The 23,444-nt window shown below is 60.0% G+C and carries 22 protein-coding genes; 8 read left to right on the top strand and 14 right to left on the bottom strand.

Annotated features, from left to right (window positions below; translation table 11 throughout):
- Nucleotides 1-247 precede the first annotated feature (247 nt).
- The 4 genes from HMPREF2635_RS09575 to HMPREF2635_RS09560 form a co-directional block, all read right to left on the bottom strand.
- Nucleotides 248-895 (bottom strand): ECF transporter S component, encoded by a 648-nt coding sequence (locus tag HMPREF2635_RS09575; RefSeq protein ID WP_070821683.1) that lies wholly within the window; start codon nucleotides 893-895, stop codon nucleotides 248-250.
- A gap of 219 nt (nucleotides 896-1,114) precedes the next feature.
- Nucleotides 1,115-5,110 (bottom strand): DNA-directed RNA polymerase subunit beta', encoded by a 3,996-nt coding sequence (locus tag HMPREF2635_RS09570; RefSeq protein ID WP_070821682.1) that lies wholly within the window; start codon nucleotides 5,108-5,110, stop codon nucleotides 1,115-1,117.
- Nucleotides 5,111-5,212: 102 nt separating this feature from the next.
- A complete protein-coding gene (locus HMPREF2635_RS09565; RefSeq protein WP_046647757.1) occupies nucleotides 5,213-8,692 on the bottom strand; it encodes a DNA-directed RNA polymerase subunit beta in 3,480 nt (1,159 codons plus the stop codon).
- Between the two features lie 294 nt (nucleotides 8,693-8,986).
- Nucleotides 8,987-9,943, bottom strand: coding sequence for a cell envelope lipid trafficking protein PgfA (locus HMPREF2635_RS09560; protein WP_070821681.1), 957 nt, complete (start codon nucleotides 9,941-9,943; stop codon nucleotides 8,987-8,989).
- Between the two features lie 160 nt (nucleotides 9,944-10,103).
- On the opposite strand from HMPREF2635_RS09560, the gene HMPREF2635_RS09555 reads away from it, so the two are divergent.
- The gene (locus HMPREF2635_RS09555; RefSeq protein WP_070821680.1) at nucleotides 10,104-11,348 is read left to right on the top strand and encodes an MFS transporter; all 1,245 of its coding nucleotides are present in this window, start codon (nucleotides 10,104-10,106) and stop codon (nucleotides 11,346-11,348) included.
- 17 nt (nucleotides 11,349-11,365) lie between these two features.
- On the opposite strand, the gene HMPREF2635_RS09550 is transcribed toward HMPREF2635_RS09555, so the two are convergent.
- The 8 genes from HMPREF2635_RS09550 to HMPREF2635_RS09520 all read right to left on the bottom strand — a co-directional run bounded on the left by HMPREF2635_RS09550 (nucleotide 11,366) and on the right by HMPREF2635_RS09520 (nucleotide 17,341).
- Complete coding sequence (locus HMPREF2635_RS09550; protein ID WP_230308966.1) at nucleotides 11,366-11,710, bottom strand: HigA family addiction module antitoxin; 345 nt, start codon at nucleotides 11,708-11,710, stop codon at nucleotides 11,366-11,368.
- Entirely contained in the window at nucleotides 11,688-11,921 is a 234-nt protein-coding gene (locus tag HMPREF2635_RS13100) for a type II toxin-antitoxin system RelE/ParE family toxin (RefSeq protein WP_231913979.1), read from the bottom strand. Before HMPREF2635_RS13100 ends, HMPREF2635_RS09550 begins: the two co-directional genes overlap by 23 nt.
- A gap of 224 nt (nucleotides 11,922-12,145) precedes the next feature.
- Nucleotides 12,146-12,532 (bottom strand): 50S ribosomal protein L7/L12, encoded by a 387-nt coding sequence (rplL, locus tag HMPREF2635_RS09545; protein ID WP_046647762.1) that lies wholly within the window; start codon nucleotides 12,530-12,532, stop codon nucleotides 12,146-12,148.
- Nucleotides 12,533-12,618: 86 nt separating this feature from the next.
- Nucleotides 12,619-13,140: a 50S ribosomal protein L10 gene (rplJ, locus tag HMPREF2635_RS09540; protein ID WP_010189711.1), complete on the bottom strand. Its 522-nt coding sequence runs from the start codon at nucleotides 13,138-13,140 to the stop codon at nucleotides 12,619-12,621.
- A gap of 338 nt (nucleotides 13,141-13,478) precedes the next feature.
- On the bottom strand, nucleotides 13,479-14,273 hold the full coding sequence (locus HMPREF2635_RS09535; RefSeq protein ID WP_070821679.1) for an ABC transporter ATP-binding protein: 795 nt from the start codon (nucleotides 14,271-14,273) through the stop codon (nucleotides 13,479-13,481).
- 6 nt (nucleotides 14,274-14,279) lie between these two features.
- On the bottom strand, nucleotides 14,280-15,332 hold the full coding sequence (locus tag HMPREF2635_RS09530; RefSeq protein ID WP_070821678.1) for a FecCD family ABC transporter permease: 1,053 nt from the start codon (nucleotides 15,330-15,332) through the stop codon (nucleotides 14,280-14,282).
- Nucleotides 15,329-16,396 carry a FecCD family ABC transporter permease gene (locus HMPREF2635_RS09525; protein ID WP_083321301.1) on the bottom strand — a complete coding sequence of 356 codons (1,068 nt, stop codon included), beginning with the start codon at nucleotides 16,394-16,396 and terminating at the stop codon, nucleotides 15,329-15,331. Before HMPREF2635_RS09525 ends, HMPREF2635_RS09530 begins: the two co-directional genes overlap by 4 nt.
- Entirely contained in the window at nucleotides 16,397-17,341 is a 945-nt protein-coding gene (locus HMPREF2635_RS09520) for an ABC transporter substrate-binding protein (protein WP_070821677.1), read from the bottom strand.
- Between the two features lie 125 nt (nucleotides 17,342-17,466).
- On the opposite strand from HMPREF2635_RS09520, the gene HMPREF2635_RS09515 reads away from it, so the two are divergent.
- Together HMPREF2635_RS09515 and HMPREF2635_RS09510 are read left to right on the top strand one after the other, a co-directional pair.
- On the top strand, nucleotides 17,467-18,261 hold the full coding sequence (locus tag HMPREF2635_RS09515; protein ID WP_070821676.1) for a siderophore-interacting protein: 795 nt from the start codon (nucleotides 17,467-17,469) through the stop codon (nucleotides 18,259-18,261).
- Between the two features lie 809 nt (nucleotides 18,262-19,070).
- Nucleotides 19,071-19,301, top strand: coding sequence for a hypothetical protein (locus HMPREF2635_RS09510; RefSeq protein WP_141761705.1), 231 nt, complete (start codon nucleotides 19,071-19,073; stop codon nucleotides 19,299-19,301).
- Nucleotides 19,302-19,344: 43 nt separating this feature from the next.
- Here the strand turns inward: HMPREF2635_RS09510 and HMPREF2635_RS09505 are convergent, their stop codons facing one another.
- On the bottom strand, nucleotides 19,345-19,965 hold the full coding sequence (locus tag HMPREF2635_RS09505) for a TetR/AcrR family transcriptional regulator (RefSeq protein WP_083321300.1): 621 nt from the start codon (nucleotides 19,963-19,965) through the stop codon (nucleotides 19,345-19,347).
- Between the two features lie 38 nt (nucleotides 19,966-20,003).
- Between HMPREF2635_RS09505 and HMPREF2635_RS09500 the strand changes: the two genes are divergently transcribed.
- Both HMPREF2635_RS09500 and HMPREF2635_RS09495 read left to right on the top strand, forming a co-directional pair.
- Nucleotides 20,004-20,705, top strand: coding sequence for an ABC transporter ATP-binding protein (locus HMPREF2635_RS09500; RefSeq protein WP_083321299.1), 702 nt, complete (start codon nucleotides 20,004-20,006; stop codon nucleotides 20,703-20,705).
- The gene (locus HMPREF2635_RS09495; RefSeq protein WP_371326320.1) at nucleotides 20,702-21,442 is read left to right on the top strand and encodes an ABC transporter permease; all 741 of its coding nucleotides are present in this window, start codon (nucleotides 20,702-20,704) and stop codon (nucleotides 21,440-21,442) included. Before HMPREF2635_RS09500 ends, HMPREF2635_RS09495 begins: the two co-directional genes overlap by 4 nt.
- Nucleotides 21,443-21,496: 54 nt before the next feature.
- Here HMPREF2635_RS09495 and HMPREF2635_RS09490 read toward each other — a convergent pair whose 3' ends face one another.
- Nucleotides 21,497-21,874, bottom strand: a complete 378-nt coding sequence (locus tag HMPREF2635_RS09490; protein ID WP_070821673.1) for a hypothetical protein — start codon at nucleotides 21,872-21,874, stop codon at nucleotides 21,497-21,499.
- Between the two features lie 29 nt (nucleotides 21,875-21,903).
- Here HMPREF2635_RS09490 and HMPREF2635_RS13715 point away from each other — a divergent pair, with 29 nt between their 5' ends.
- The 3 genes from HMPREF2635_RS13715 to HMPREF2635_RS09480 are packed head-to-tail and all read left to right on the top strand — an operon-like array spanning nucleotide 21,904 to nucleotide 23,099.
- Nucleotides 21,904-22,050: a hypothetical protein gene (locus HMPREF2635_RS13715; protein ID WP_309473136.1), complete on the top strand. Its 147-nt coding sequence runs from the start codon at nucleotides 21,904-21,906 to the stop codon at nucleotides 22,048-22,050.
- On the top strand, nucleotides 22,034-22,333 hold the full coding sequence (locus HMPREF2635_RS09485) for an ATP-binding protein (RefSeq protein ID WP_246824876.1): 300 nt from the start codon (nucleotides 22,034-22,036) through the stop codon (nucleotides 22,331-22,333). Before HMPREF2635_RS13715 ends, HMPREF2635_RS09485 begins: the two co-directional genes overlap by 17 nt.
- A 25-nt stretch (nucleotides 22,334-22,358) precedes the next feature.
- A complete protein-coding gene (locus tag HMPREF2635_RS09480) occupies nucleotides 22,359-23,099 on the top strand; it encodes a transposase (protein ID WP_246824875.1) in 741 nt (246 codons plus the stop codon).
- Nucleotides 23,100-23,444: the final 345 nt, after the last annotated feature.

Genomic DNA, 23,444 nt, shown 5'->3' with positions numbered 1-23,444 from the left:
CCCCCCGCCACTTCCCGCAAGAGCAAAATTCGGAAGCGGTTAACGGTGTACTCGCACGTCATAGCCGGTTTAATCAACATAAATTCCTAAAACTGCTGGCCGCAGGTAACTCCAATGTTTATACCGCTCACAGGTTGGCGTGCTTTCGTAATTTAAGTCTCATGCAAATTACCCCCGCTACACCCCTATCCATGGGGTGTAGCGGGGGTAACGAGAAGCTAAAACTATCGCCCATTCACGGCGTGTCTTACACAGACTTGATTTTCGGAGGTGTATCACTCTCCCACCCGTGGACATGGCGTCGAAGCACCGCCCGCACCGCCTTTGCGATGAAATAGGCCAGCGGCACCACAACGACCAAGGTGACCAGGAGCCTAATAAGCGTCCAGCCGAACTGGGTTGCAAGATGCTCCACATCAAAACCACCGGCGATAATGCCCACAAGTCCGCTAACCACTACCGCAGCAAAACCGGCGAGGCTCCCGCTAAGAAAATCAAAGCGGGCGTACTTGCAGCCGAAGAAAACGGCTTCTATGACCGCACCAATGATTACTACCTCCACTACGGCTCTGGGGCCTACGACGCCATTGAATGCATAACCCAGCATGACCGACATGACATAACCCACAAATGCGGCCAGTGGTTTCTGGACAGTTAAGGCCGCACATAGCCCGGCCAAGGGGAAGAGCGCTGCCGTCCCGGAAAGCAGCGGTAGCAACACATGCGTTGGGAGAGGCTCATCTTCCCCCATGACGAGGCGATTAATAAACGCTCCCCTTCCCCACAATAGGAGCGCGCCAGCAATGACATAGCCGGCAACAATAAGAGCATCAACGCCCGTCCACGCGCGTGGTTTCGGGGCAGGCTTTTCGAATCCGGTGTTCGGAAATGTCATCGGTCGGCACCTTCCTGAGCACGAGCACTGGGGTTTGTGCCCTTGGTGACGCTATTGTAAGAGAACCCAAAGTTTCTCGCAGAGCGGAGTTCCGGGCGGTGCTGCCGATAGAAAAAGACCCGCACCTCCTCCCCACCAGTGTCTGGCGGGTGAAGTGCGGGTCTGTGGTTTCCCTCGGTGTCGAAGGACTAAAGGACTAGGTCGTTGAAGGACCAGGTCCTAGAAGGTGTAGTCCTCCTCCAGCGGGACGGAAGCACCGGTGAACTCACCGAAGCCATCGTCGCCGTAGATGGAATCACCGTAGGTCGGGATGGAGTACGCAGCGTTGCGTGCGGCCTCAGTCGGCTTCACGCTGATGTTGCGGTAGCGGGAAATACCCGTACCAGCCGGAATCAGCTTACCGATGATGACGTTCTCCTTGAGACCAATGAGCTGATCCGAGCGCTTGTTGATGGCGGCGTCGGTAAGCACACGCGTGGTCTCCTGGAAGGACGCGGCAGACAGCCAGGACTCCGTAGCCAGCGAGGCCTTGGTAATACCCATGATCTCACTGCGCAGCTGTGCCGGCTGGCCGCCCTCAGCGACCTGAGCGGCGTTGACCTGCTTGGCCTCAGAAAGGTCAACCAGGGTACCCGGCAGGAACTCGGTGGAACCGGCCTCAATGACCGTACCGCGACGCAGCATCTGACGGATGATGATCTCGATGTGCTTGTCGTGGATGGCCACACCCTGTGCACGGTAGACAGCCTGAACCTCGTCGATGAGGTGCTTCTCCACGCCGCGGCGGCCGAGAACCTCCAGCACGTCGTGCGGGTCAGCCGCACCACGCATGAGGCGGTCACCGGTGCTGACGTGGTCACCGTCGCGCAGGGAGCGCTCGATCATGGCGTCCGGATTGGACTCCATCGGGCGGCGAACCTGAGCCAAGCCCTGGCGCTTCGACAGCTTCTCGTAGACCACGTTGTCGGAACCGTCATCCGGGGTGATGGTCAGGGTCCAGAAGTTGCCCTCATCGGACAGGGACACGGTGCCGTCGACGGAAGCGATAGGAGCACGGTTCTTCGGGTTACGGGCCTCAAAGAGCTCCTGAACACGCGGCAGACCACCGGTAATATCGCCACCGACACCACCCTGGTGGAAGGTACGCATGGTCAGCTGGGTACCCGGCTCACCAATGGACTGCGCGGCCACGATGCCGACTGCCTCGCCGATATCGACCAGCTTGCCGGAGGCCATGGACTTGCCGTAGCACTTCGCACAAACACCAGCCGGGGTCTGGCAGGTCAGCACGGAGCGAACCTTGATCTCCAGAACGCCAGCGGCGACGATCTTGCGGCTGAGCTCCTCGGTCAGGTCAGCGCCTGCCTCGGCAATAACCTCGCCGTTTTCATCCTTGACATCGTTAGCCACGACGCGGCCGGATGCGGAGGTCTCCCACAGCTCGTGCAGGTCGTAGGAGCCTTCGGCAACCTCGACGCCGATCGGGACGCGCACGCCCTGACGGGTGCCACAGTCTTCCTCGCGGACGATGACATCCTGCGCCACGTCCACCAGACGACGGGTGAGGTAACCGGAGTCAGCGGTACGCAGAGCGGTATCCGCCAGGCCCTTACGGGAGCCGTGCGAGTTGTTGAAGTACTCCAGAACCGACAGGCCCTCGCGGAAGGAGGTCTTAATCGGACGGGTGATGTAGTCACCCTTGGAGTTCACAACCATGCCCTTCATACCGGCCAGGGTCCAGATCTGACGCATGTTACCGGCAGCACCGGACTTCACGATCATCGGAATCGGGTTGTCGTCGGGGTACAGCTCCTCGACGGCGTTACCCACGGTGTCCGTGGCGTCCTTCCACAGCTCAACCAGGCGGTCGTAGCGCTCGCGCTCAGTCAGGGCACCCTGCTCCCAGTACTTGCGCTCGATACGCTCTGCTTCCTTCTCATAAGACTCGAGGACCTCGGTCTTGTTCGGAAGAACCAGAACGTCGTGCATGGTGATGGTCACGCCGGAACGGGTGGCCCAGTAGAAGCCCGCGTCCTTCATCTTGTCCAGAACCTGGGCAACGGTGATCATCGGGTACTTCGCAGCGAGGTCATTAATGACGTCACCCAGCAGCATCTTGTTGCCGGCGCCGCCCTTACGAACCATGACGCCCTCGAGGTACGGGTAGTTCCACGGCAGCAGGTCATTGAACATGATGCGGCCGAGGGTGGTCTCAGCGAGCCAAGCCTGGCCCTTCTGCCAACCATCCGGGAATTGCTCAGCCTCAATGTCTGACGGCGGACGTAGGTGGGAGATGCGCACCTTGATCGGGGCCTGCAGGCCCAGAACGCCGCGGTCACGAGCCATGATGGCCTCCGCGTAGGAGGAGTACACGCCCTGGGCCGGTCCGTTTTCGTCTGCGGGAGCGTAAGCTCCCGCGCCACCGATCTCGTCCTCGCCCTTGTCCATGGTGAGGTAGTACAGGCCGGTAACCATATCCAGACGCGGCATAGCCAGCGGCTTACCGGAGGCCGGGGACAGAATGTTGTTGGAAGCCAGCATCAGCACGCGTGCCTCAGCCTGTGCCTCGGCGGACAGCGGCAGGTGGACTGCCATCTGGTCACCGTCGAAGTCAGCGTTGAAGGCCTCACAAGCCAGCGGGTGCAGCTGGATGGCCTTACCTTCGACGAGCTTCGGCTCGAAGGCCTGGATACCCAGGCGGTGCAGGGTCGGTGCACGGTTCAGCATCACCGGGTGCTCGGAAATGGCCTCTTCGAGGACGTCCCACACCTCAGGGCGCTGGCGCTCCACCATGCGCTTAGCGGACTTGATGTTCTGCGCGTAGTCGTTTTCCACCAGGCGCTTCATGACGAAGGGCTTGAACAGCTCCAGAGCCATGAGCTTCGGCAGACCACACTCGTGCAGCTTGAGCTGCGGACCAACGATAATCACGGAACGACCGGAGTAGTCCACGCGCTTACCCAGCAGGTTCTGGCGGAAGCGACCCTGCTTACCCTTGAGCAGGTCAGACAGGGACTTCAACGGGCGGTTACCCGGGCCAGTGACCGGACGGCCGCGGCGGCCGTTGTCGAAGAGCGCGTCAACGGACTCCTGCAGCATGCGCTTCTCGTTGTTCACGATGATCTCGGGAGCGCCGAGGTCGATCATGCGCTTGAGGCGGTTGTTGCGGTTGATCACGCGACGGTAGAGGTCGTTGAGGTCGGAGGTGGCGAAGCGGCCACCATCCAGCTGCACCATCGGGCGCAGCTCCGGCGGGATCACCGGGATAGCGTCGAGCACCATGCCGGCCGGGTCGTTGCCCGAGCGCAGGAAGGCTGCAACAACCTTCAGGCGCTTGAGGGCACGCATCTTCTTCTGGCCCTTGCCGTTGTTGATGATCTCCTTGAGCTCCTCGGCCTCAGCCTCGAGGTCGAAGTTACGGATGAGGGTCTGGATAGCCTCTGCACCCATGCCGCCGGTGAAGTAATCCTCGTAGCGATCTACCAGCTCTTCGTAGATGGTCTCATCGATGATCATCTGCTTCGGAGCAAGCTTGATGAAGGTGTTCCAGATTTCGTCAAGGCGAGCAACCTCGCGCTCACCGCGCTCGCGGATGTGCTGCATTTCCTTATCGGCAGCGTTCTGGACCTTGCGGCGGGCGTCGGCCTTTGCACCGGCGGCCTCCAGCTCGGCCAGATCCTGCTCGAGCTTGGCAGCGCGCTCAGCGATCTCTGCCTCGACGTCATCCTCGACGTCCTTCTTCTCCAGCAGCATCTCTGCTTCCAGAGTGGACTGGTCATTGTGGCGAGCTTCCTCATCCACGGAGGTGATGATGTTGGCAGCGAAGTAAATGATGCGCTCAAGGTCCTTCGGGGCCAGGTCCAGCAGGTAGCCCAGGCGGGAAGGAACGCCCTTGAAGTACCAGATGTGGGTAACCGGCGCGGCCAGCTCGATGTGGCCCATGCGCTCGCGGCGAACCTTGGACTTGGTCACCTCGACGCCACAGCGCTCACAGATGATGCCCTTGTAGCGCACGCGCTTGTACTTACCGCAGGAGCACTCCCAGTCACGGGTCGGGCCGAAGATGCGCTCACAGAAGAGGCCGTCCTTCTCCGGCTTGAGGGTGCGGTAGTTGATGGTTTCGGGTTTCTTGACCTCGCCCTTGGACCAGCGACGGATGTCCTCTGCGGTGGCCAGCCCGATGCGGAGCTCGTCGAAGAGATTTACGTCAAACACGTAATGTCTCCCTTTCATCCCCCGTCAGGGGGAAGTTGATGGCTTTGTATGTAGGTGGTGTTTCGTTATGCCCGCCGCCGTAGATAAGCGGCGGACCAAAAGCTAGGCGATGTCTGCGTCGGAGCGCTCGTCGCGGGACAGGTTAATGCCCAGGGACGGAGCGCCGTCCATGTCGTCTTCGTCGGAGCCGGACAGTTCCATCGGCGTGCCGTCGGTGGAGAGAACTTCCACGTTGAGGCAGAGGGACTGCAGCTCCTTGAGGAGGACCTTGAAGGACTCCGGGATACCCGGATCCGGGATGTTGTCACCCTTGACAATGGCCTCGTAGACCTTGACGCGGCCAACCACGTCATCGGACTTGATGGTCAGAAGCTCCTGCAGGGTGTAGGCAGCGCCGTATGCCTGCATTGCCCACACCTCCATCTCACCGAAGCGCTGGCCACCGAACTGTGCCTTACCACCCAGCGGCTGCTGGGTAATCATGGAGTACGGACCGGTGGAGCGGGCGTGAATCTTCTCGTCGACGAGGTGGTGCAGCTTGAGCATGTACATGTAGCCGACGGAAACCGGGTACAGGTAGGGCTCGCCGGAGCGGCCGTCGAAGAGGCGGGCCTTGCCGTGCTCATCCACCATGACGTCACCATCGCGGTTCGGCTTGGAGGAAGCCAGCAGGCGAGAGATCTCCTCGTTGGTGGCACCGTCGAAGACCGGGGTTGCGGTGAGCGACTCCGGCGGGACGTCGTACAGCTCTTCCGGCAGGGTCTTGAGCAGCTCGGCGTTGGCCGGGTCCTCGGTATCGATCTTCCAACCAGCGTGTGCCAGCCAGCCGAGGTGAACCTCGAGCACCTGGCCGATGTTCATACGACGCGGCACACCGTGGGTGTTGAGGATGATGTCTACCGGGGTGCCATCCTCCATGAACGGCATATCCTCCGGCGGGAGGATCTTGCCCACAACGCCCTTGTTGCCGTGGCGGCCGGCGAGCTTATCGCCGTCCTGGATCTTGCGCTTCTGAGCCACGTAGACGCGGATCATTTCGTTGACGCCCGGGGCGAGGTCGTCGTCATCCTCGCGGGAGAAGCGGGAGACGCCGATGACCTTACCGGTCTCACCGTGCGGCACCTTCATGGAGGTATCGCGCACCTCGCGGGCCTTCTCACCGAAGATGGCGCGCAGCAGGCGCTCCTCCGGGGTCAGCTCGGTCTCACCCTTCGGGGTGACTTTACCGACCAGGATGTCGCCCGCGCGGACGTCGGCACCGATGCGGACAATGCCGCGCTCGTCGAGGTCACGCAGAACGTCATCGGAGACGTTCGGGATCTCGCGGGTGATCTCCTCCGGGCCCAGCTTGGTATCGCGAGCATCAATCTCGTGCTCCTCGATGTGGATCGAGGTGAGGATGTCCTCCTCCACGATGCGCTGGTTGAGGATGATGGCGTCCTCGTAGTTGTGGCCTTCCCACGGCATGAAGGCAACCAGCAGGTTGCGGCCGAGGGACATCTCACCGTTGTGGGTACCGGGGCCGTCGGCAAGCACCTGGCCTGCCTCCACGCGCTCACCCAGGGACACCAGCGGGGTCTGGTTGTAGTTGGTGTTCTGGTTGGTGCGCTCGAACTTGCGCAGCATGTAGGTATCGCGCTGGCCCTCGTCATCCATGATGGTGATGAGGTCCGCGGTGACGTTCTCCACCACGCCCGCCTTCGGGGTGATGATGAGGTCACCGGCGTCATAAGCTGCGCGCTGCTCCATACCGGTGCCCACGTACGGGGCCTCGGAGCGCACCAGCGGCACGGCCTGGCGCTGCATGTTCGCGCCCATGAGGGCACGGTTAGCATCGTCGTGCTCGAGGAACGGAATCATGGCGGTAGCCACGGAGACCATCTGGCGCGGGGAGACGTCGACGTAGTCAACGCCGGCGGCGTCGGTCACGCCGATATCGCCGTCCTTGAGGCGGACTTCGATGCGGTCGCCGGTCAGGGTGCCGTCGGCATCCTTCTCAACCTCTGCCTGCGCAATAGCGAAGCGATCCTCTTCATCGGCGGTGAGGTACTCCACCTGGTCGGTGACCTTGCCGTCCACAACCTTGCGGTACGGGGTCTCGATGAAGCCGAAAGCGTTGACGCGGGCGTAGGACGCCAGCGAACCGATCAGGCCAATGTTCGGGCCTTCCGGAGTCTCAATCGGGCACATGCGGCCGTAGTGCGAAGCGTGGACGTCTCGCACCTCGATGCCGGCGCGCTCACGGGACAGACCGCCCGGGCCCAGCGCGGACAGACGGCGCTTGTGGGTCAGGCCGGACAGGGAGTTGTTCTGATCCATGAACTGCGAGAGCTGGGAGGTACCGAAGAACTCGCGGATGGCAGCAGAAACCGGGCGAACGTTGATCAGAGAGGTCGGGGTAATCGACTCTGCGTCCTGGGTGGTCATGCGCTCGCGGACGACGCGCTCCATGCGGGACAGGCCCACGCGGACCTGGTTCTGGATGAGCTCGCCCACGGTGCGCAGACGACGGTTACCAAAGTGGTCGATGTCGTCGGTGTGGATGGAGATCATCTCACCGTTCGGGGCCTTCATCTCACGCTCACCGGCGTGCAGGCGCACGAGGTACTCGAGGGTGACGGCAATGTCTTCCTCGGTCAGGGTCATCAGACCGTCGTGGTCTCCACCCAGGCCGAGCTTGCGGTTGACCTTGTAGCGGCCCACCTTGGCCAGGTCGTAGCGCTTCGCGCGGAAGAAGGAGTTATCCAGCAGTGCCTGCGCGAGGTCACGCGTGGGCTGCTCGCCCGGGCGCTGCTTGCGGTAGATCTCCAGCAGAGCCTCATCGGTGTTGGCCACGCCATCGGACTCGAGGGTGGACATCATGAGCTCGGAGAAACCGAAGCGCTCCTTGATCTGCTCCTCGGTCCAACCCAGGGCCTTAAGAAGCACGGTGACCGGCTGGCGGCGCTTACGGTCGATGCGCACGCCGACGGTGTCGCGCTTGTCGACGTCAAACTCGAGCCACGCACCGCGGGAAGGAATGACCTTCACGGAGTGCAGCGGGCGCTCGGTGGACTTGTCGATGGTCTGGTCGAAGTAGACACCCGGGGAACGCACGAGCTGCGAGACGATAACGCGCTCGGTGCCGTTGACGATGAAGGTGCCCTTCTCGGTCATCATCGGGAAATCACCGATGAAGACGGTCTGGGACTTAATCTCCTGGGTGTCGTTGTTGATAAATTCTGCGGTGACGTACAGTGGCGCCGAGTAGTTGATGTCTTTCTCTTTGCACTCGTCCACGGTGTTCTTCACCGGCTCGAAGCGAGGCTCCGACAGGGACAGGGACATGTTGCCCGAGTAATCCTGGATCGGAGAAAGCTCCTCGAGAATATCCTCAAGGCCGCTCGTCACGCGTGCGTCTTCGCCGCGCTCTGCCTGCTCGCGCTCGCGCCACTCGGGGGTGCCGATGAGCCACGCGTAAGAATCGAGTTGTAGATCGAGGAGGCCCGGGACGGCGATAGGCTCGCTGATTTTAGCGAAGGAGTATCGCTTCGGGGCTCCAGGGATGTTGGCCACTGACTTGGTCTGGCGGGAGACTGCCAAGATGGGTCCTTCCAGTACCTCTGGCGGATTGCGGCCCCACCCTGGCCGGTGAGGTGCAAAACCGCTGGTAGATTTAGCATTCGGTCTGCTGTGGAATGACTGGGTTTAGAATGCACAAAATCACCTTGTCAAGTCGGTTTTACCATCACCGCTCGAAAGGCTAAATGTGCACTAAAGATCCAGATTCCAGCGCAACGAAATAGCCTATAGCATAATGGCGGCCTTGTAAAGGCGAAACGCGCCCACGGCGTGTCGCTACGTAGATCCGCACGCGCGGGCCCCTAGCACGCGCAGCTAGCGGGAGTGGCGGCTAGTGGGACGTCGGAAAGCGCCTAGCGCCCCAAGCAACACCAGAAGCGCACCGATTCCGATGCCGCCCCAGCGCACCCACTGCCCCACAGCACTCCGCGGGAAGCACTCGGCCTGCTGGAGCAGCTCCGCGCGGGATTCCTCAGAAGTCGCACCATTGAAGGCGAACTGCACCTCACGCTCGTTACCCTCGCGGTCGGCCCAGTAGTCCTTGATATCGACGTCCATGCCCACGACGAGTCCGGTGGCTTGATCCACGTAGAGGTCCCGGGTTGCGGCGTGGAAGAGGTAGCCCTGCTCGGTGGAGCCATCCTCGTTGCTCAGCGTGGTCGTCGTGCTGCCAGCATAGAGGGTAGCCACGTTGGTGGGCTCAATCTCCTGGCGGTAGCGGTAGACCGTGCGGCCGTCGATGTCGAGGGATTCTTCGAAGACGGCGTCGGCCGCCTTGCGCAGCACCGGGTCAAAGACCGGGTAGGTAGTCTGCTCGGCATCGGCGGGCAGCTTCAGCCAGTAGCCCTCGACGGGCACCTCCGCCGTGGGCGAGCCCATGGTGTGGGAGAGCGCCGCCGGGCCCGTGGCCTCACCGCTGAGGCGGTCAACGGGATAATTCCACACGCGGGCAAAGCTTAAGTCCTCCACGTTGCCCGTGCCGCCGCGGATGGCGGACTCCCCCACTCGCAGCGTCGCCGTCTCCTTGTCTGCTGGGTCCTGGATGTCCAGGTTGAGCTGATAAGTCATCGGCCCCTCATACTGCGTAACGCCCTCCGCGGATAGCTCCTGCGCGGTAGCATTGTCATCCTGCAAAGTCCACGTCGTGTCCTCGATATCCAACGGCAGGCGCGGACTAAAGCTCAAGAAGCTCGACGCCGTCAGGCCGGCCGCGATCAGCGCAACGCCGAGGCCGAGCAGGAGGACGGAGAAGATGCGGGACTTGGGCAGCATGGTGGCTTATCCTACCGATTCGTTTGCTCAAAACACATTTCCCCGGAGGGTGCGTTTCAGATTCACGTGGCGTTGACGGGGGGCTACCGGAGCGTTTAATAGTCTAAGGATAAGTGCTCCACATCACACTTGAGATCGCATCGGCAGATTGCAGGAACCAATGAAGAATGACCCCCAAAGCAAGAACAGAGACTTCCGCCTCTACCTATGGTCAGACCTCGTGGCTCAGATAGCTGGGGTGGGAGCCGGGCTTGCTATTCCAGTGGTCACTCTACGCTTGAGCGATAGTCTTACCCTTGCCGGCCTGTATGGAACCATCACTGGAATTGCGGCACTGGCAGGCGGCATCATCGGCGGCTCTCTTGCGGATATGTGGCGCCGCAAGCCACTCATCATTGTGACCAACGCGCTGGCTGGGGTACTCAATCTCGCATTAGCTGGTCTCATCCTATCCGGCGGCTTCTCCCCCATCGTCTTCGGTGCGCTACTCGGGAGCATGATGCTCTTTTACCGAATAGGCCAAGCTTGCTCCGACCCTTGCCTGCCCCAGCTCGTTGAAGAAGAACAGCTCGCCGCCAAACAAGGGCTCATCCAAGCACGTCTGCAATTTGCGGGACTCATCGGCCCCACTGTGGGCGGCGCACTTCTAGAAGTCAATGTGGCTCTGCCCTTCGTGTTTGTCGGTCTGGCAAATTTCCTCACCATCGTCTTCTTCCTCTTCATCAGGGCTAACCTAGACCCCGCAAAGAAGGCAGAGAACAAGCTCCTACGCACAACCAAGGAAGGCTTAGCCATCGTGGCTCGCTCGCCCCTACTTCGCGGGCTCATTGCCATGCAAACACTGTCGAACTGTGCAATTAACGGCTCACTGTTCATGGCCGTCCTCATACTGGAGGAGGGGAACAACCCTGGATGGGTAACGGGACTAGCCCGCACGTCCATCGGCCTCATCGGGATTGTGGGTGCTTTGTCGACGGGTTGGATGCAAAAGAAGTTTTCCTTCGCAGCCCTTCAGGTAGGCACATGTGCCTGGGTTGCTGCATCAATCGCATGTGGTGCCCTGCTCAGCCCCAGCCTGTTGATGATCATCCCGCTAGGACTGTCCGTTCTTACAGCCCCAGCCGCCGGCGCGGTAACCTATGCCGCACTCCACAGGCTTATGGCCGAAGAAACATTTGGCCGAGTCACCAATATCCAAATGAGCACCGTCGTTTCACTCTCTAGTGTGTGGTCGACCCCTCTGGCCGCAATATCTCATCGCTGGACCTTGACCACTGGTTTGTGGGCAAATGCGCTCGCCGGGCTCCTCGCAATCGGGCCCGCCCTCATCTTTGTGCGCAGAGCCGATCGCGCCCTTGCGCAAGCAGACGCGAAGGAGAAAGAGGACTCCCCTAGCCACTCATAAGCGTAAGTCAACTGTTTCTATGAGTGAGAGTCGGCTTCTTCTTTGTGATTCCACGGAACGATAGCGCTGACATCCGTGATCTGGCGAGCTTTCCACAGATCGTATTCCTCTTGGAGTCCGAGCCAGAACTCCGCGGAGTTCCCAAAGTAGGCCGACAAACGCAAAGCCATATCGGCACTGATACCGAGCGTACCGCGGGTAATTTTGGAGACTTGAGAGCGGGTAGTGCCAATGTCGTTGGCCAGGCGATACTGGGTAATACCACAGGGTTTGAGGAATTCTAGGAGAAGGATTTCTCCAGGATGCGGAACAGGAACAACATCAACATGAGTATGCGCGTCAGTGGTAGTCGATAAAGTCAACGTCAACAGCTCCTTCGGGTGTCCACTTGAATATGATGCGCCACTGCGAGTTGACGCGAATTGAGTAGTAGCCCTCTAGGTCACCCTTGAGCCGCTCCAACCGGTTTGCTGGTGGAATCCGAAGGTCCGTGACATTTACAGACCGCCCAATCATAAGTAACTTGCGGCGCACTACCGAACGCAATTCCGATGGAATATATCGCGGCGGCACACCATCCTGATGGAACCGCTCGAGACTTCTACGCCGAAATTGCACACCCCAATAGTGTCTCTTTTTGACCCTAGTGTCAAGACCTGACACGAAATGTTTAGAATCCGCTGGGCCATCGGGGTCCCGACAAAACGGGAACAACCCCGCACCGCGCAAAAAGCGGAACGGGGTTGTTGGAGCGCAGCGAGTGTACTGCGCAGGAAAGCTTTAGTAATTCAGGTGAATTACTTGAGCTCGACGGAAGCGCCAGCCTCTTCGAGCTTAGCCTTAGCAGCGTCAGCGTCGTCCTTGGAAGCACCCTCGAGGATAGCCTTCGGAGCACCCTCAACGAGCTCCTTAGCTTCCTTCAGGCCCAGGCCGGAGACGATCTCGCGGACAGCCTTAATAACGCCGATCTTCTTAGCGCCAGCGTCGGTCAGAACGACGTCGAACTCGGTCTTCTCTTCCTCGGCGGCACCGCCGGCAGCCGGGGCACCAGCAGCAACAGCAGCAACCGGAGCAGCGGCCTCAACGTCGAAGACCTCCTCGAACTCCTTGACGAACTCGGAGAGCTCGATGAGGGTCATTTCCTTGAAAGCTTCAATGAGCTCGTCCTTGGTGAGCTTAGCCATGATTGGCATCCTTTCTCATTGTTCCTAGCCGCACTAGGCAGCCAGATAAGTGTGTGTGTTTAAGTTGTGCGCCTGTAAGTGGCGTCTTAAGCTTCCGCAGCCTTCTTGTCCTGCAGGGCCGCAGCGGTGCGGACCATCTTGGTTGCAGGAGCGTTGAATACGGCGGCAGCCTTTGCCATAGAACCCTTCATGGCGCCAGCCAGCTTTGCGAGGGTGGTCTCGCGGTTGTCCAGCTTGGCGATGGCCTCAACCTGGTCGGCAGACAGAGCGTTGCCGTCCATGTAGCCACCCTTGATAACGAGTGCCTTGTTGTCATCAGCGAACTTGGTGATGACCTTCGCAGCATCCACTGCCTCGCCCTTGATGAACGCAATAGCGGTCGGGCCAGTCAGGTGCTCGTCAAGACCCTCGATGCCAGCTTCGTTGGCAGCGATCTTGAAAAGGGTGTTCTTGGCGACGGAGTACTCAACGTCAAAGCCGAGGTTGTTACGCAGCTCCTGGAGCTGACCCACGGTCAGGCCACGGTACTCGGTAAGCACGATGGAGTTTGCACCCTCGAGCTTCTCCTTCAGTGCCGCCAGGTCTGCGGTGTTCTTCGGGTTTGCCATTTTCTACTTCGCCTCCTTTCGAAACATCTCTTGTGTTTTCCGCCGGGGCCTTCCCCACTCCGCTTGCCCGATGGACAACCGAAATAACAAAAGCCCCGTGCAAGAGCACAGGGCGCGCGCGGAAATCCGCGCTTATTCGCAAAGTGTCTCCTGCGTGGGCCGCCCTCTAGGATGAGGAACCTTCGATCCGGATATCCGGATGACCGACGGTCTTCGGTGAACTTTGACTCGGCCTCAGCGGGCCGTTCAAACTTCGCTAGGTACCTTACAACCCGACCTGTCATAACTCCAAATCGCTCCGCTGAGAGCTTTCGACGCGGGTTCCTGCATGAACGTTGTCAGTCGCTGAGCACTCCGCGCGGAACGATGACGGGGGCGTCGCTGCGTGGGTCGTCCCAGATCTCGACGTTGATGCCATAGGCTGCGGCCAGCACTTCTTTCCGCAACGCCTGGCGGGGCGTTCCCTGCGCGATGACCTCGCCGTTGTTCATGACCACCATGGTGTCGGAGTACTGCCCGGCCAGCATGAGATCATGCAACACGACGACGACCGTTTTCCCAGCGTCGGCTTGCTTGCGCACGAGCTGCAGAACGCTGATGGCATGGGCTGGATCGAGGAAGGTTGTGGGTTCGTCGAGAAGCAGCACTGGCGTGTCCTGCGCCAAGGCCAGCGCGAGCCACACCCTCTGGCGCTGGCCGCCCGAGAGTGCCGCGATGTCACGGTCGATGAAGTCCGTAATGCCAGTCTCCACGCAGGCCTGCGCGATGATGTCGCGGTCCTTCGCGGACAGGCCCCGACTACGGCCCAGGTGCGGGTAGCGCCCGCGCGCGACGAGCTCGCCCACCCGCAGCCCATCCGGTGCCATCGGCTGCTGCGGAAGAAGCGCCACGTGGGCAGCTGCTTCTTTCGGGCTCATAGCGTGCACGTCCAGCTCGCCGATGCGCACGCTCCCCTGCCGCGGGCGAAGAACCTTAGACAAGGTCTTCAGCAACGTGGACTTGCCGCAACCATTCGGTCCAATGAGCGTGGTGACCTCCCCCGGGCGGGCCACCAAGTCAACACTCGACAGGATGTCTTCCCCATCCTTATAGCCAGCATGAATACCAGTGGCCGTAATTTCTCTGTCTTTCACTCGCTTTTATCCTCTCCGCCGTGCGGCATTCCACACCAAGATGACCAGGGCGCACCCTCCGATGATGGAGGAGACTGCACCCACCGGAGCGTCCATCGGCAACGCTCCAGCAATGACAGCGCACGCGCTCAACAAGGCAGCGCCTGCAGCACAGGAGACCAGTGGCACAGGCGTGGGCGTCCGGGCAACAATGCGCCCCACATGCGGGGCCAGAAGCGCGATGAAACCAATGGGACCGGCCACGGATACGGTCACCGCGCAGATGCCCGTAGCTGCCACCAGCAGCAGCGCCCGTGTTCGCGTGATGTTGACCCCGAGGGAAAGGGCCGAGAGATCATCATGCGCAAGGAGCGGCAGCTCCCGAGCACACCACAGGCCAAGCACCACAAAAGGAGTCAACCCCACGAGCAAAGGAAGAATGACCTCCATCCGCACGAAACCCGTGGTGCCCGCCAGCCATAGCTGGGATTGCGCCGCACGGAGGATCTCGGCTGCACGCAACAAATACGCCACCAGTGCATGAAACAGCAGCGACAGCGCGATTCCGACGATAACAATGCGGTTGCTCGTGCCAATTCCTCCAAGCGCTACCAGCAGAATGGCCGCTAGCACCGCACCCAGCAGCGCGAGTCCCGCCCGCCACCAGAACATGGAGAGCCCCTCAGCGAGGAGAGGCCGGGAGAGCACCGTTCCAAGGACCACCATGACGGACGCGCCACCAGTCACGCCAAGGATGTCCGGCGAAGCCAGCGGATTGCGCGACATCGACTGCGTCCACGACCCCGCCAGTCCGAGCGCGGCACCCACGATGAGGGTCGCTAGCGCTACGGGCATGCGCAGGTCCCAGACAACGCGAATCTCACTTCGGCTTCCCCCGCCGTTGAGAATCTCGAGAACCTGCCACGGACTCAAGTCCACTGGGCCCTGCCCCAGCAGGAGGACATAGGAGCTTGCCGCGACCAGAACAAAAAAGCAGGTGGCCACCCATATCCATGTCCGGCGTTGCCGCTCTTGGGAACGCAGATGCTTGACGACGTCCCCCTTCACCCGCCCACTCATAGTTTGTACTCCCCTCGGTGCACGGCCCAGATGAGAAATGGCGCGCCGACGAAGGCCACAACGATGGACATCTCCAACTCTGAAGGGCCCGCGATGAGGCGACCGAGAATATCCGCAGCGAGTACGGAGCAACCACCGAGTAATGCGGCAGGAGCGATCATTGCGGCGACTTCTGGCCCCGTAAGCCGGCGCAACAGATGCGGGATGGCAAATCCGACGAAGGCAACAGGTCCCGTCGCTGCGGTAGCGCAGCCCGCTAAGATGACGATGCTCAAGGCGGCACCGCGCCGCGTTAGCGAGGGCGAGCCACCCAAGGCAACCGAGGATTCCTCCCCCATTGCCAAAAGATCGAGCGGGCGTGCCACACGTGCGGCAATGATAAGCCCGACGAGCAATCCGATACCCGCGATGGCGACATCCTCAGGGCCGCGCCCGAACGTGGAGCCGATGGTCCACCGGCGCATGCTGTCGAGGACATCCGTGGAGTACAGGCCGATCAGCATGGCGCCAGAACTCAAGGCAGCAGCAACTCCTGCGCCGACCAAGACCAGCGTCAAGGGATCCTGAAACCGCCGAGATACACCCAGCACTAATGCCGTGGCCAGGCCGGCGCCTACAAGGGCGAGCGCGGTCCGCATCCCGGTTGAGGTGGCGACACCTAGCGCCGTCCCGAGGGCAACCAGGAACGATGCTCCCGCGGTGATACCGATGAAGCCCGGATCGGCCAAGGGGTTTCTAGTCCAAGACTGTGCGATAACACCGGATACCGCGATGGCCGCTCCCGCGAAGTAGGCCAAGAACGTGCGTGGGATGCGCAGATCCCACACGATGTTCTCGATATCTGCTTCGCCCCCGTGGAGGAGAGCAACAAACAGATCAGACAACGGGATAGCCCTTGACCCCACTACCAGCGAGCACAGGAAAAGGAGAAGGGTCGCAATAACGAGTCCCGTGGTCAGCCGCGCGCGGCTTCTCCCCCGCGAGTCCAGCGTGGCCGCCTTGTCGTCGTGGTGTGTGCCCGCAGCACCGTGGATAGCGTCAGCCTTCCTCGGTAGTGCGAGCACTTAGAGCTGCTCTTCGAACTTGTTGACGGCCCACGGGATCGTCAGCGGGTTCGGCACGCTCATCGCATTGCCGGTGTCTGTGTCCAGGTAGCGAACACGGCCATCCGTGACCACGTCCAGGCCTTGGAATGTGGAATCCTTCTTCAGCTCATCGACCGCACCGTTGTAATCCAAGACGAACAGATAGTCCACATTGTTGAGCTGGGAGTAGTTTTCCGGGGCATAGTCCACGAAGAAGCTGGAACCATCGCCCTGCAGTTCCTTGGGGATCTCAAAGCCGAGGTCTTCGATGAACTGGCCACGGCCGTCTTCTGCCGTGTAGAGGCCCAGCTTCCCGTCATAGGGCATGAGGATGGCTGCGCGCTTGCCCTGCAGCTCCGGGTGGGAGTCCTTGAACTGCTCAAAGGCGCCCTCTGCTTGGTCAATGAGCTTCTCCCCCTCCTCTTCCTTATCCACGGCAGAGGCGATGGTCTTGACTTGCTCATCCCAGGGGATCTGCCAGTCCTCGAAACCTTCGGGCTTCACGGTCAGCGGGGCGATATCCTCGAGGGATTTCTTTGCCTCCTGGTCCACTGCCTGGTTCACGGCGATGATCTGTGTGGGGTCCGAGGCAGTGACCTGCTCAAGAACCTCGGCCGTGAAACCGGAGGCGGTGTTATAGATCACCTCGGGCTGGGCATCTCCCAAAAGCTCCTTCGCCCATGGACCAACTCCGGAGGGATCACCATCCCCTTTCGCACCCCAGGGGGCCACAGCAACGGGAGTAAGTCCGAGCGCCAGCACGGTATCGGCATCTCCCAGCCCAAGGCTTGCAACCCTGGGCTCGTCTGCGCCGGCCACGCCCGCGCTGTCATCGCCGCTTCCACGTGAGCAGCCCGTCAGAGCAATCGCTACCGCCGAGACAATCGCAAGCACGGCTTTCGCGCGCCGGTTGATGGCAACCATGGAATAAACCTTTCCTTCACTGCGAACGGGCACGTGAGCATACGCACCCCCTAATTTATTTGAGCCTAGCCTAACCTATACTTTATGATGGTTTCAAATCTCCCTCCTACCTAGGAACACACCCCTTGACACATCACCGCCTACTACCCGTCACCCTCACCGGGAACACCCGCCTCAAGCCACGGCTACACCGACTAACTTTTCACTCACCAGCGTTTGGTTCCTACCCGTTAGCCGGGCCTGACGAATACTTTGGGCTCCTCATGCCCCAAGACGGGCAGGATTTTTCGCCCTTCCCGGTCGACGATACCAATGTTCGCGCCGCCGTCATGGGATTGCCCGCCAAGATTCGCCCAGCATTGCGGTGGTACACGATTCGCAGGCTCAATCATGACGCCCACACTATCGACGTCGACGTGGTAACCCATGGCGATAATGGCCCGGGCACGCACTGGATCCGCAAGGCTCAACCTGGGGATACCGCAGGACTATATACGGGACAAGCACGGTGGCAAGAACCTAGGAAATCACAACTGTTACTCGCGGACGCCTCCGCTCTTCCGGCGCTGTGGCACATCCTGGAACATTACGAAGCTTTCTCACCGGACGCCTTGGGCGGGGTCGACGTCGTTGCACTGGTCGCAAGCGACGACGAAATTGAGGATGGATTTGAGGAAACGTGGAGCGGCAAGGTTCGCTCGCTCACCATGGTTTCCGCTCCGCACGAGGAGCACATTGCGCGTGCCAGACAGCTCCTTGACTCTCGTTTCACCCCGGATACTGCACCCGATTCGGTATGGGTATCCGGCGAAGGGGACCTCGCCAAAGCAGTGCGCGCCATAGCTGTGCACGACTGGGGTGTGCCGCGCGAGGACGTCATCTGGTCCGTCTACTGGATTCAAGGAAAGCCGCGGCCTTAACCCCCTCTGCACGCGTCACAACAGGAAAGCAATCGTTCCACTTTAAGGTGGACCCGTATGCTTCAGTGACATGAAGGACGCTACGGAGCCGGTGCTACTTGGAAGGAAGAAGAAGGACCAAAGCATTGGCACCTTATGCCAAACCTTGCATGCTTTTACCTGGGCTTTCTTGATTCAGCGCCCCAAATGGTGTCTTTAGTTTGGTCCTCTAGCCCCCGTCTTCGCCTGTACCCCAAGCTTCACCCCCTGAGCTACGGACTAAGACACACATTTTGACCCTTAATCACCTAGCTGCGGTGGTGGGGCCTAAACGACAGGATGTGTTGGTGAGGTTGTCTGGTTAGCCGGCCTGGCGTGCTGGTATTAGGATGATTTCACTTATCCGGAGGGATAACCCAGCCTCGGGTGTTGCGCGGGTTTATCTAGTAACACCGTGGTGGGTTTCGAGTAACGCGATGGTGAGTATCCAGTAACGCCTTGGGGGACGAGGCAGGTGACCGCGCAACTACAGGGCGCGCGGCATTGACAGAGGAGTCCAGTTGTGACTGACTACCGGGCGGTGATGGACCTTGTGCTCAAAGGTTGGTCCGTCCGCCAAATCCGTATCACCGTGGGGTGTTCGCACACCACAGTCCAAAAAGCCCGCGAGGCGCTCGAAGCTTCAGGGATCACTACCGAAGCCCAACTTGCGGGATTGAGCAGTGAATCATTAGCCGGGCTGTGGCAAAGACAAGCTCGACGCACAGGTGAACAAAGCTCGTGCATCGGCAGCTGCCAACCAGGGTCAAAACGGTGCAGCCGGAGCGCCCGTGAACCAAGCCCCCTTCAACCCCGCTGCTCCGCAGCAGTTTTCGAACTCGTGGCAACAGCCAAACCAGCAGAACGCCGGCGGCTGGAACCAGCAGCCGTCCGGCTCAGGCTCGACCAGCTGGAACCAATCGAGCCAGCAGGAAAACGGTTCCAACGACTGGGCTCGTCCTAAAGCAAGCTACGACACCGACGGCTCTTCTGGTTCCGCGGATCCCGAAAAGAACCAGTGATCCGGAGCCTGTGGGCGAGAGTTTCGCTGCCGCCCCAGGGCAATCACAGGAGCGACACTCGAATCAGGCGTGCCAGAACTGAAGCGAATTGATCGGGTGAAATTGACGCGTGGGGCTGCACCTGCAGCACATAACGCGACACCAGAGCCCCCAGCAGGACAATCGAGTTCTGCACTACCGCGTCGGCGGTGCTCAGCCGAGGGTGGCCCGGATGCTGTGCCCGTAATCGGAGAAGGAGTTCTTCGGCACCGGCAAGAATTTCACGCTCGAAGTAACCGGATACGATTGCCCTGGTGTCGTCGTCTTTCATTGCGTATCGAAACGCTGGCAGTACTCGCTCTTGAAAGGGAGACGACTCGCAATAGGCAACGAACGTGCGGGCAAGCAGTTGAGGGAACTGGCCAGGCGGGAGTTCCGGGACCGAACTTACTGAGCGCAATATCGCGGACGCACTCAACCCATCGAGCACTGCTTCGCAAAACAACGCATCTTTGCTGCCAAAATAATAATTCACCAAAGCGTGATCCACGTCTGCTTCAGCTGCGATTGCTCGAAGCGTCGTGCCTGCATATCCATTCTGGAGAAACTGCATCTTAGCTGCATGAAGAATGAGTTCTCGACGCTCCGATGGTCCGCTCGGGCGACCGCGGCGTTTATTCACCATGCTGGAAATGCTAGCTGGCGAACGGTGACACTGTCACTATGAAACCAGACCCGGATACTCCCGCAGTTGCTATGCGGAACGCGCGAGCCCGAATCCTCCAGCCTGTTTCCTTCACCTTGCCTCGAGGTTCGATAAGCGCGCTTGTCGGCCCTTCAGGATCAGGCAAGACCACGTTGATGCGCATGATCGTTGGCACGCAGGCTCGTGTCGACGGCACTGTGCACGTGCTTGGACTGCCCGCAGGTCATCGCCAACTGCGCACCAAGGTCACGTACGCAACCCAGCAAGCTAGCGTGTTCGACGAACTCTCCGTGCGAGAGAACCTTAGCTATGTCGCAGACATTTACGGGCTTCGCCGCAACCGAATCGACGGAGTGGTCGACCAGCTCGATCTGACCGCCAAGATCGACGAGCCGGTGCGCAAGCTCAGCGGTGGTCAACGCAGCCGCGTAAGTCTTGCGGTCGCCCTACTGCCAGATCCGGAACTTGTTGTCCTCGACGAGCCAACGGTCGGCCTCGACCCCATCCTGCGAGCCCAGATGTGGGACCTGTTCAAGGAGCTGGCCCACAAGGGCACCACGCTGATTATCTCGAGCCACATCCTGGATGAAGCCGAGCACTGCGACAGCGTATTGTTCATTCGCGACGGCAAGGTGAGCCACACGCACCCGGAAACCATCAAACGCGAAACCGGTGCAGCGACGCTTGAAGCGGCATTCGTGGAGGCGATGACAAAGTGAGGGCAAGTTTTGCAGTGGCCAAGCGGGTCGGCAACCAGTTGCGACGGGACCCACGAACTCTCGCACTCATCTTCGTGTTGCCAGCTGTCTTAATGTCCTTGCTGTATTGGATCTTGAGCAACACTGGATTATTTGACCGCATCGCGCACGCAGTCCTCGGGGTGTTTCCGTTCCTCGTCATGTTCCTTGTCGCATCCGTGACCACGCTTCGCGAGCGCAGTTCCGGAACACTGGAACGAGCGCTCACAATGCCGGTGCGCCGGATCGACATCATCGGTGGTTACACGCTGACCTTCAGCCTGGTTGCGGTCGCACAAACGCTGATCACCGTTGTTGTCTGCACCCGGCTACTCGACTTGGATATCGAGGGATCACTCGCTGCGTTCGTTGGGGTCGCTTTGCTCAGCGCTCTTACCGGCACCACCGCAGGATTGTTGGCGTCTGCTTTTGCCCATACGGAGTTCCAGGTTATGCAATTCGTCCCCGCTGTTATCGTTCCCCAATTCCTGCTCTGTGGCGTTATCATGCCCCGGGAAGAAATGCCACATGCCCTCGAGTTGCTCTCGCACACCATGCCGATCAGCTACGTCGTCGACGCGATGCTCGCGTTAAGCAAAGCTCCTACCCCGTCTGCGTTTCCCAAGGGCGATCTGGTAACTGATATCGCCATTCTTTCTGGATTCTGCGCGGCATTCGTCGCGCTCGGCGCAGTGAGCTTGCGCCGGAAGACACCTTAGGAGGTCTGAGCGCCCGAGGTGAACTACGAGAGCGCGTGGTGAGCCTAGACGGTGTTACTCCATGGCGTCGCCGAGCAGGTGAGCGACTGAACATTCTTCGGCGTTGTCTAGGTTGATGCTGGCATTGATGTTGCAGAACGCCATCACCGAGATAATTCGGGTCGCCTGGTCACGGTTCACGTCGAGGTGTTCGATAGCCAAGGCGCGTAGGCGTTCGACCCCGTTTCTGGTCGCGGCGGCGATCTCATCGTCAGAGGTGGCGGCAGCCCAGGCATGGACCTGAATCGTGAGCAGGTCACGGTCTTCTGCGACGAGGTCGTCGTAGCTGGCGGCGAGTACAGGGAGACGTTCTTCTGCTGGAGTGTTCTCGACGGCAGCCGTCAGAGTTGCGATGATGCGGTCGCAGGCCGCCTCCCAGGCGGCGATGAACATCGCTTTCATGGTGCCAAAGCGCGCAAAACATTGTCATCCTGGGCAAATCCTCCGTCGGCAAAACCTACCTCGCACTCGCACTGCTCAACGCCGCCTGCCGACCGAAAGGACTACACAGCCAAGTTCTTCCGCACCGACACCCTGGCCAACCACCTAGCAGTGCTCAAACACGGTGACATTGAGCGGATGAAGTTCCTCGAGGAACTCCACACCGCGGATGTGCTCGTGCTGGATGATTTCCTCACCACCCCAATCGATGCCGCAACCGCGCATCAACTGCTGACCATCCTTGCTGAGCGAGAGCACCGAGGATCCACAATCGTGACATCCCAATTCACACCAGATGAGTGGTACAAGTCCATCCCCGACGCCGTCATCGCCGAATCCATCCTCAACCGACTCGTCGCCGGCGCCGAAATCATCGCACTCGAAGGAGACAACATGCGACTGACAACCTAACCCCCAAACCCCACAGTGCCTTGTCGTGGCTGCTGACTCCAGCCATGTCATCAACTGGTTCTGGTGTACGAAGGAATCTTCCTGGTCCTACATGCGTCTGCTGGACGAAATAGCCCCACCACAACTGGTGACCTGTGATGGGGATTCGGGAGGGCTTAAAGCACTACGCCGCTTATGGCCTAATACCCCAGTTCAACGCTGCATTGTGCACGTCAAACGCAATATCCAGCGCGCCACAGGCCTTCACCCCACCTCGCCGATGGGCAAAGCACTACAGCGGCTTTCCTTTGAACTGCTCGCCGTTGACAATCTGGATAAAGCAGCTGAATGGACAGTCAAGCTACATCAGTTCGGCACTGTATTTAGCGCCCAGCTCAAAGCCAGGACGTACGTCAAAGACGTGCCCTTCGAGCAGATTCCTAAATCCAAACGTGGCAACAAAAAATGGTGGTACACCCACGATGTTCACCGCGGAATCTACCTGCAGCTGAAGAAAATGAGTCAACACGGACACCTCTTTGCCTACCTCACCCAAGCTAAAGAAGGCCAACGCTTAGAGCGCACAACCAACAGCTTGGAAGGCGGGGTGAACTCGCAAATCAAGCAACTGATGCACGCCCACCGCGGACTGCGCGACGAGCAACAACGCATCACCTGCGACTGGTGGCTCTACCTCCACACGCAGTTGCCTGACGACCCTGTAGAGATCGCCATTGACACTGCCTACAACCACTCTATGGGAATACGCAAAGGCCACCTACGCTAAAACCCCAACCCCACCAACACAATCTGTCGTTTAACTCGACACGCCGGAAAACAACACGTTTTGTCGTTTAGGCCGGAAAACAACACGTTTTGTCGGCTTAAGGGACATTTCGTGTGGATAAATCGATACGGATTCCCGGAGCAGCCTGGGATAATGCCGTGATATTGATTTTGAATCGGTTCCAACAGCCCGATCGATGAAATCAACACCGGGTAGTCCTAGGTCTGTGGTAGGAGGTCTGCTGTTGGTGCGGTAAGGCCAATTCCTATGGCTAATAGGAATCGGCCGTCGTGTGACATGTGCGGCCATGGACTCGGGGCCTGACCCCCGGAAAGTAGACACGTC

It is taken from the genome of Corynebacterium sp. HMSC035E02 (assembly GCF_001836065.1).
Classification (GTDB): domain Bacteria; phylum Actinomycetota; class Actinomycetes; order Mycobacteriales; family Mycobacteriaceae; genus Corynebacterium; species Corynebacterium hiratae.
Note: the sequence above shows the minus strand (reverse complement) of the source record. Positions and strands in the feature narration are given on the sequence as shown.